An 8,357-nucleotide genomic window follows, 5' to 3' on the forward strand; every position below is an offset into this window, starting at 1 on the left:
CCGGACAGCGCGCCGACGATGATGTCGGCCAGGGTTTCCGGATCGTGGCCCGCGGTCACCTCGCCGCGCGCGGCGCCCTCTTTGATCAGTTCGACAAAGGTGTCGTGCAGTTTGGCGCCGCGCTGGATGCCGTAGCCGTTGGTGGCCAGCATCTCTCCGATCATCTCGCGGTAGGTGTCTCCCGATTCGGTCAGCGTCGCGGCGATGTCGTCGAACACGCCGATAAGCCGGGCCGGGATCGCCTCGTCGGCCCGGGCGAAGACGACGTCGTGCAGGTTGACGAGTCGTTGCTCGGCCAGCGCCCGGATCATGTCCTGCCGAGTGGCGAAGTGGTTGAAGAACGTTCGGTTGGCGACGTCGGCGCGTTCGCAGATTTCCTCGATCCTGGTGGCCGCCACGCCGTGCTGCAAGAACAGGTCGAATGCGGCTGCCAGGATTTTCTCGCGCACCTCGAGCTTGCGCCGTTCGTATCTGTTCATGATGTCGCACAAAGCTTCTCGGACAGCGTCCACCAATCGGCCGCGCGCTGCTCGTCGAGGGCATACGGCGCGGCTGCGTCGCTGATGCTGCAGTCTTCGAGGTAGAGGCCGCCGCGGTCGGTCAGTTCGGGCGTGACCGCGGCCCACACTTGAGTGGACGCGCCGCGCTCGGGCGTCGTGACGTCGAGGTGTCCGCTCGCGAGCTCGCGGAGCGAGGAGAAATCCGAGCGGGACATGTACCGCGCGAGAGACGTTGCCACGGTGCCGGGATGAACGGCGTAGGCCCGGATTCCCGAGTCGCGCAGGCGCCGATCGGCTTCGCGCGCGTGCAGGATGTTCGCCGTCTTGGACGAACCGTACGCGACGAACTTGTCGTACTCGCGACGCTCCCAGTTGGGATCGTCGAAGTCGACGTCGCCCAGGATGTGGCCGCCGGAGGACAGGATGACGATCCTGGCCCCGGCAGCTGCGGCGAGTTGGGGGATCAGCAGCCGGGTGAGTTCGAAGTGCCCGAAATGGTTTGTCCCGATTTGCAGTTCGAAGCCGTCCCGGGTGCGGCCGAACGGCGTGAACATGACACCGGCGTTGTTCATCAGGATGTCGATGACCGGCGCGATGTCGCGGATCGCGCTCGCGGCCGCGCGGACACTTTCCAGCGCCGTGAGGTCGAGCTCCACGGTCGAGGTCCGCGCGCCGGGTACCTCGGCCCGTATCCAGTCGGTGGTTTGCGCCAGGGCGTCGGAGTTGCGCGCGGCCAGGATGACGTGGGCGCGTGCGGCGGTCAGGGCGCGGGCCGACTCGCGGCCCAGTCCCGACGAGGCGCCCGTGATCACACAGGTCTTGCCGGACAGGTCGATTCCGTCGACGACTTGCAGTGCGGTCGGGTTTTCGGTCATGCCGGTGTCAGCTGCCAGAGGGGGACGACGACGGCGGGATCGCATTCCTCGTCGACGATCCACTTACACATCCGGCGGATCGGCTCGATGGCGTCCTGCGGCATGGCGACCGCCACGCTGCACGCGTAGCCCAGGCTGGTCAGCCGTTGCGCGCCGAACAACGGCAACGTGTCGCGCAACCGGCGCTTGAGCGATTCCGGATAGATCCCGATGGTCTGGGTGTAGGCGTTGACCGCGGCCGTCACCTTGTCGATGTTATCGACCGGCACGATGTTGGCGACCCGCCCGGTCAGCATCGGCGAATAGTCCACGGGCTCATCGAATTGGGAGACGACGATGGCGCCCTCCCGCCGCTCGCCACCGATGACGCGGTAGAAGTCCTCGGCCATGCGGGACGCCTCGACATGGTCGCACAATTCGCGGCTGGGGTAACGCGGCGGGGTGCTGACGACGGCGGGCAGCGCGACGAGCTCGGAGTAGATGAGTTCGCCGAGCCGATTGGCGTGGGCCAGCCCCTCGGCGTCGGTTCCACTGAGCACGTAGATGACCCGCGCGTTGGCGCATCCCTCCTGATTGGCGACGCCGATGTCGGTCGCGGCCCGCCGGGCCACCTCGCGAAGCGTGTCGTCGTCGGCGAACGCCTCGCGGCCGATGATGGTGGCGCTGCGTTTGGGGTCCAGCGCGATGAGCTCCAGACCCGGTTGGATGTACCGGGTTACGTGTTTGACCGACGCCAATCCGCCCCAGGCCACGATCTTTTCGATGTGGTGTGGTTGGTAGAGGGATTCCTCCACGGCCACGTCGCCACCCTTCCAGTAGCCGACCGCCAGGTGCTTGGTGATCGGGTGATCGGGCGCAACGTCGGCCAGCGTGCGGGCGATCGCGATCGCGGTCAGCGGATCGTTGGACGGCGCTTTGATGATCGCGTCGGACCGCGTGATCACCGAGCGCAGGATGGTCACCGCGGAGACCAGGCCGCCGTTGCCCGCCGGGATGTGCAGAGTCCTGGATCCGAAGGCGCGCACCCGTAATTCGCGGCCGTCGCGCAGCCGGTGCGGTACCCAGCCGTTGAGGTAGTCCAGCCCGACCTGGCTGTGAGCGATCTCGGTGACGTTGTCGCGGGAAAACAGCGGCGGCAGCACGCGATAGCTGTTCTTCAGCATCTCGGCCGGCAGCACGTTGGCCACCAAGGAGGCTTCGTATGCCTCCTGCAGGTGGGCGTTCGACTCGAAGTCGAGCGCCTCGCCGAGAGCGGCCAGGACATCGAGGATTTCGTCGAAGCTCAGCTGGTAGAGGTCGCTCATCTCCGCGGGGCTGCGCAGCGGAAGGAGTTCGGCGTACTTGGCCATGTCCGGTGCCTGGAACTGGGACGCGCCGATGCGAGCGTCGAAGGGAACCAGGTCGTCGGTGATCAGTTGCCCCCGCAGGAACAGCGGAACGGTGTAAGCGATCAAAGTTCCACGCCCTTCATGAAATTCACGGCTTCGTTGTGCACCTCTTGCGTTGCGGCACAGGTGATCCGGTCGTCCTGGACACCCTGCTTCTCGCTGTAGCGGATGATGTCGGGCTCGAAGGCGACACTGGCCTGCCCGCACGGGCACCGCAGGTCCCAGTCGATGGTGACTTCGTCACCCGAGATCACCCCGCCCCAGTGGGCGCGCAGCAGGATGTCGTAGACGGCGGCGCGGCCGGTCTGAATACCGGTGCGCGGCAACGGCTCGCTGGTATCGGGGTCGAGGATGAACGGGATGACCCAGGGCGCCACGTGGTAGCGGCCCTCGCTGCAACCCCAATGGAAGGTGCTGGACTCGGAGAATCCATAGCCGACCTGGATGCGGTCGACGCCGAGGAAGTCCTTGATGACGGTCATGAAATCATCAGGCAGCGCAACGCCTTTCATGCCGCCACCGGTGAGGATCGCCGAGTCCGGGGCAAAGGCGTTGCGCACTCCGCGTTCGAGACCGGCCTTGGCGATGTCGTACATCAGGTGGTAGGTGCCGAGCATGAACACCCGCTTGCCCCGCAGCTGGTCGGTGATGCGGGTGAAGAACGCCTCCATGTCCTGGGCCTGGCGCGCCTGCATCGCGATGAACTCGTCCTTGCGACTGGCCAGCGCCGGGTCGATCTCGAGCCGGTCGAGTTCGCCGCGCGACGCCGCGGCGCGCATCTTGGACGCCAGGAACATCAGGTCGGTGTCCACCGCGAATGGGTACAGGGCGTGGAATCTTCTTTCGTCGCCGCCGGTGAAACCGCGCTTGATCATGTTGGCGATGCGCAGGTGACCGAGCTTGCCGTTGGCGAAGTTCGGCCACACGACATCGACCGAGGGCTTGAGTGCGGCCTCGGTGGGCTCGTGACCGAAGGTCTGGAACAGGCAGATCTTCCACAGCGTCATGCCCTCTTCGGCGCCGCGCTTGTCCTTGGGCAGGATCGAGATGGTGCCCGTGGTGCCGCTGGAGGTGATGACCTCGAGCGGGGTCTGCGCGTCGAGCCTGTCGATCCACTCGTCGATGCCGGCGCAGCCGGTGGTGTCCACGCCTGCCAGGTCGTAGCTGGTGAGCTTGTCCAGCCACTTGGTCATCAGGTCGAAACGCTTCTTGTCGATGAGCGCCGCTGGATACGACTTGAATGCCGTATGGGAAAACATCAGCGGCACAACGTCGTTGAATTCGTTCAGCGCGCTGATGCCCAGCCGGTCGGCCAGTTTGCGCAGCATTTCGATGCTCTGGTAATGCTCGTCGAACCGGATCGCCATCGCCTGGCGTTGCAGGTCCTCGAGCTCGGCGCGCCCGATGCTGTGCATCTGGGTATAGGACTGGCCGAAGAAACTGATCGGGTCGTTCATGAATTCGCTGACCGGCAGCGCTGGCTTGTCCGTGACAGTCATCGGGCCATGGTAGGCCCATAATGCACTAGTAAGCAATATTGCAGTTGACTGCAAGTTTTGGGGACGAGCGGGGTCACTACAGGCCGGCGGCAACCTCAACGCGGGCCAATTCGGTTGCGCCACTTGACTTGACGATGCAGAAGCGGCCGACCAGCGCGCCCGCGAAGAACAACGCGGCTGCGACCTGTAGCAGCCGGGCGAAACTGGCATCGGTCAGCGTGCCGGCGGCGATCAGTCCCACGCTGGCCACCGCGGTCAGCGCGGACGTCCGGCCCACCGCGTTCTGGACGGCCGCCGCCGTCCCGCTGCGGGCCGGTTCGGCGGACGACAGGTTCAGCGCGGTCAGCGGTGTGCTGGTGAGAACCAGACCGACTGCCAGCACCACCATCCCGGGCAGCAGATGGGTGACGATGTTGAAGCCGTGCGCGGACGGGCGGATGAGCAGCAGCCCGAATCCGGCCAGCAGCGGTCCGGCCGTCAGGAAGAACCGGGGCCCGATCCGGGCGGCCCTGGCGCCGACGCGCTTGGCGAACAGGAACGACATCGTTGGGGTGGGCAAGGTGACCAAACCCGCGACGGTCGCACAGTACCCGGCGACCTCCTGCGTATAGAGAGCGATCGCAAGGGATCCCATCGCGGTGGCGCCGTAGATGAACGCGGTGGCCAGGTTGGCCCGCGCGAAGTTGCGGACCGCGAACAGACCCAGCGGCACCAGCGGGTGCGGGGCGCGGCGCTGCCAGGCCACGAACGCCAGCAACGCGGCGATCCCCGCGACCAACGACACAACGAGGTCCGGGTGCCATCCGTGCTTGCCCGCTTCGATGAGCGCATAGACGGTGGCGGTCAGCCCAACCGCCGACAACGCCGCCCCGACGATGTCGAGCCGGCCGCGCCTTATGGGTTCGTTCATCGGAGGCAGCGAAAACGTCAGGGCGAAACCGATGACCATCGGGACCGCCGACAACGCATAGATCCATCGCCAGCTCAGCAGGTCCACCGCGAGGCCACCCAGCAGCGGGCCGAGCGCGAACGCGGTACCGGTCCAGGCGGTCCAGGATCCGATCGCCGCGGAACGGTGCTCGCTGTCGAACGTGGAGTTGATCATCGCCAGCGATCCGGGCACCAGGAACGCCGCGCCCAGACCCTGGACGAGCCGACCGGCGATCAGCGCGGCCGGCGAGGCGGCGGTGGCCGCCAGCGCCGAGCCCGCGCCGAACGCCAGCAGCCCGAAGCGCATCACCGGCAGTCGCCCGAACAGATCGGAGATGGAACCGCCCGGCAAGATCGCGGCCGCCAGCGCCAGCAGGTACCCGTCGACGACCCACTGCTGCAGGCACATGCCGCCGCCGAGTTCGCGCTCTGTGGCCGGCAGCGCCAGGTTGACCACGGTGGTGTCGAGGAACGCCACCATCGACACCATGACCGCAACCACCATGACCCGGCTGGTCGGCGCGGCATCGCGCCACTTCACAAGCGGGCTCGCCCGGTGCGCGGGCGCGCCGAGAACCGTGCCGGCCGAAGGCTGCATCGCGATCATTGCGTGTTCTCTCCTCGAAGGCTTCGGAGCTACGTCTTCTCAGATGTTGTATGCAATGGGGTTACGAGGCCGGGGATATAAAACGTTCACGGGGAACCGCGATGCGTTCAAGCAGCCGCGGCGCTATGTCGCGATGCACCGGGCCGACGACGGCCCAGACCGCCCCGGCGGCAACCGCGTGGCGGTAGTGCAGACGGGTGGTGAGGGTGGCGGGCCCACCGTCGCGGCGCCGCAGCGTCAGCCGCCCTCGCATGAGTGGCCCGCGCGCCGCCAGCACGACCTCATCGTGCTCGGAGCTCGCGATCGTCCAGCCGATGATGTGTCCGGGCGACGAGTACGGCCCCAGGTGAAACCCCAACACGTGGCGGTGGATCCACCCGACCACGCTGCCGCCCGCGCCCGGTTTGTCCCCCACGGCGTCGCGCAGCGATTGTTCGGCGCTGCGGTCGTCGTGGGGCGGCATCGGGGCCTCGAAAACGTCCGCGTAATCGGCTCCGTCTTCATGGACCGCCTTTGTCGCAACACGATTCAGCATCCTGCGCACGACGACGCGGTGTGCGCGGCTGCCGATGACAAGGGCGCGATACGCCTTGCCGTGGATGCCCGGGAAGTCCGCCCAGGTCAGCGCGCGCAACCGGGTGTGCCCGGCACGTTCTGGCGTCAGCTCGAACACCAGCCGGTACACGGCGAAGGGATGGCGGCCTTTCAGCGCGAACCGCACCGGCGGTCGCGCCTCCTGCAGGACGAAGCCGGTCGGCACCGTCGCTGGGTCGTGCGGGTCGCGGCACATCACTTGCAGCAGGGCCGACCACGTGTCTTCACGATCAGCGGCGACGGTTATGGCATGCTCATCGATATAGGGCAATCGTTTCATATAGAAGGAATGTACTAGATCATGGCACCCCCGCGGAAGCATGGAACCGATGTGATCCTCGACGCCGCCCGGGCGCTGGTGCTCGACGGCGGACCGCGCGCGGCCAGCGTGGCCGCGATCGCGAAGGCGAGTGGGGCCCCGGCGGGCACGCTGTATCACCGCTTCGGCAACCGCGACGGGATCCTGGCCGCCGCGTGGCTGCGCGCGCTCGAGCGTTTCCAGGCGGGCGCGATGGCCGCCGACGCGGACACCGCGCTGGACACCGCCACCGCCATGGCCGTGGCCGCGGTCAGCTTTGCGCGTGAGTGTCCCGACGACGCGCGGTTGTTGCTGACGATCCGCCCGACGGACCTGCTCGACGGCGAACCCGACGCGTCGTTTGAGGAGACGCTCGCCGCGATGAACAAGCCCTTGATCGAGCGGGTCGGCGAACTGGCCCGAAAACTCTATGGGCGCAGCGATTCCCGGTCCGTCGATGCCGTCAGCCGAGCGATTGCCGACCTGCCTTACGCCGTGGTGCGGCGCCACGCGCGCGACGACCCGATGCCGAAATGGCTGGAAGCCGACGTCGCGGCGTCGGTGCGGGCGATGCTAGAAAGCTTTGGCGAACGCCCGTAGCGATTCGACCTGGGCCGGGTCCAGCGAGGGACGCACCGCTTGGCGTGCCGACGCGAGGTCGGCGGCGGTCACGTCGGTGGCGTCGATGGATCGCCGCATAGCGGTCAGGGCGGCCTCGCGCAGCAGCGCCACGCAGTCGGCGGCGCTGTAGCCGTCGAGCCCGGCGGCCACCTCGTCGAGGTCGACGTCGGCACACAGCGGAATGGATTTCCCGGCCGTGCGCAGGATTTCGCGTCGGGCCGCGGCGTCGGGTGGCTCGATGAAGACCAGCCGCTCGAGCCGACCCGGCCGGAGCAACGCGGGATCGATGAGTTCCGGTCGGTTGGTGGCGCCGAGGACAACGACATCGCGCAGCGGGTTGACGCCGTCGAGCTCGGTCAGCAGCGCGGCCACCACGCGATCGGTCACGCCGGAGTCGAAGCTCTGCCCGCGCCGCGGCGCCAGCGCGTCGATCTCGTCGAGGAACACCAGCGACGGGGCGGAATCGCGTGCGCGCCTGAATAATTCGCGAACGGCCTTTTCGGAGCTGCCCACCCACTTGTCCATCAGCTCGGAGCCCTTGACGGTGTGGACGCTGAGCTGCCCGGTGCTGGCGAGCGCGCGGACGATGAAGGTCTTGCCGCAGCCGGGCGGGCCGTACAGCAGCACGCCGCGGGGCGGGTCGACACCGAGGCGCGCGAAGGTGTCGGGGTGTTGCAACGGCCAGAGCACGGCTTCGGTCAGCGCTTGTCGGGCCTCGGCCATGTCGCCGACATCGTCGAGCGTGACGTTGCCGACCGTCAGTTCTTCGCCGGCCGAGCGGGACAACGGCCGGATGACGGTCAGCGCGCCGACGAGATCCTCTTGGCTGAGCTTCGGCGGCTGGCCGTCGGCACTGGCCCGCGACGCCGCCCGCAGCGCCGCCTCGCGGATCAGCGCAGCCAGGTCCGCGACAACGAAACCCGGTGTCCGAGAGGCGATTTCGTCGAGGTCGAGGTCTTTGGTGGGCACCGCTTTCAGGAGTGACTCCAGCAACGCCTTGCGGGTGGCGGCGTCGGGCAGCGGCAAGCTCAGTTCCCGGTCGCAC

At 67.5% G+C, this 8,357-nt stretch carries 8 protein-coding genes; 1 reads left to right on the forward strand and 7 read right to left on the reverse strand.

All coding sequences use genetic code 11. From position 1 onward, the window contains the following. The 6 genes from JOZ00_RS01645 to JOZ00_RS01670 form a co-directional block, all read right to left on the reverse strand. Nucleotides 1–479: helix-turn-helix domain-containing protein (locus JOZ00_RS01645; protein ID WP_293338799.1), on the reverse strand; the 479-nt coding region annotated here is incomplete at its 3' end. Beyond that, nucleotides 476–1,375 carry an SDR family NAD(P)-dependent oxidoreductase gene (locus JOZ00_RS01650; RefSeq protein ID WP_293338801.1) on the reverse strand — a complete coding sequence of 300 codons (900 nt, stop codon included), beginning with the start codon at nucleotides 1,373–1,375 and terminating at the stop codon, nucleotides 476–478. The genes JOZ00_RS01650 and JOZ00_RS01645, both read right to left, overlap by 4 nt. Beyond that, nucleotides 1,372–2,829: an acyl-CoA reductase gene (locus tag JOZ00_RS01655; protein WP_293338804.1), complete on the reverse strand. Its 1,458-nt coding sequence runs from the start codon at nucleotides 2,827–2,829 to the stop codon at nucleotides 1,372–1,374. Before JOZ00_RS01655 ends, JOZ00_RS01650 begins: the two co-directional genes overlap by 4 nt. After that, on the reverse strand, nucleotides 2,826–4,262 hold the full coding sequence (locus tag JOZ00_RS01660; protein WP_293338806.1) for a hypothetical protein: 1,437 nt from the start codon (nucleotides 4,260–4,262) through the stop codon (nucleotides 2,826–2,828). The genes JOZ00_RS01655 and JOZ00_RS01660 overlap by 4 nt, the downstream gene beginning before the upstream one ends. A gap of 76 nt (nucleotides 4,263–4,338) precedes the next feature. Further along, complete coding sequence (locus JOZ00_RS01665) at nucleotides 4,339–5,799, reverse strand: MFS transporter (RefSeq protein WP_293338809.1); 1,461 nt, start codon at nucleotides 5,797–5,799, stop codon at nucleotides 4,339–4,341. 61 nt (nucleotides 5,800–5,860) lie between these two features. Next, nucleotides 5,861–6,673 (reverse strand): hypothetical protein, encoded by an 813-nt coding sequence (locus tag JOZ00_RS01670; protein WP_293338810.1) that lies wholly within the window; start codon nucleotides 6,671–6,673, stop codon nucleotides 5,861–5,863. Nucleotides 6,674–6,694: 21 nt separating this feature from the next. On the opposite strand from JOZ00_RS01670, the gene JOZ00_RS01675 reads away from it, so the two are divergent. After that, on the forward strand, nucleotides 6,695–7,291 hold the full coding sequence (locus JOZ00_RS01675) for a TetR/AcrR family transcriptional regulator (protein WP_293338813.1): 597 nt from the start codon (nucleotides 6,695–6,697) through the stop codon (nucleotides 7,289–7,291). Here the strand turns inward: JOZ00_RS01675 and JOZ00_RS01680 are convergent. Continuing rightward, a partial coding sequence (locus JOZ00_RS01680) for an AAA family ATPase (protein ID WP_293338816.1) occupies nucleotides 7,265–8,357 on the reverse strand: 1,093 nt, incomplete at its 5' end. The genes JOZ00_RS01675 and JOZ00_RS01680 overlap by 27 nt on opposite strands.

Origin of the sequence: Mycobacterium sp. (assembly GCF_019243155.1) — a bacterium.
Classification (GTDB): domain Bacteria; phylum Actinomycetota; class Actinomycetes; order Mycobacteriales; family Mycobacteriaceae; genus Mycobacterium.

What these genes read in the sequence shown, in the direction of transcription:
- JOZ00_RS01665 (WP_293338809.1), bottom strand. Translation starts at nt 5,799, where the DNA reads ATGATCGCGATGCAGCCTTCGGCCGGCACGGTTCTCGGCGCGCCCGCG.
- JOZ00_RS01660 (WP_293338806.1), bottom strand. Translation starts at nt 4,262, where the DNA reads ATGACTGTCACGGACAAGCCAGCGCTGCCGGTCAGCGAATTCATGAAC.
- JOZ00_RS01670 (WP_293338810.1), bottom strand. Translation starts at nt 6,673, where the DNA reads ATGAAACGATTGCCCTATATCGATGAGCATGCCATAACCGTCGCCGCT.
- JOZ00_RS01675 (WP_293338813.1), top strand. Translation starts at nt 6,695, where the DNA reads ATGGCACCCCCGCGGAAGCATGGAACCGATGTGATCCTCGACGCCGCC.
- JOZ00_RS01650 (WP_293338801.1), bottom strand. Translation starts at nt 1,375, where the DNA reads ATGACCGAAAACCCGACCGCACTGCAAGTCGTCGACGGAATCGACCTG.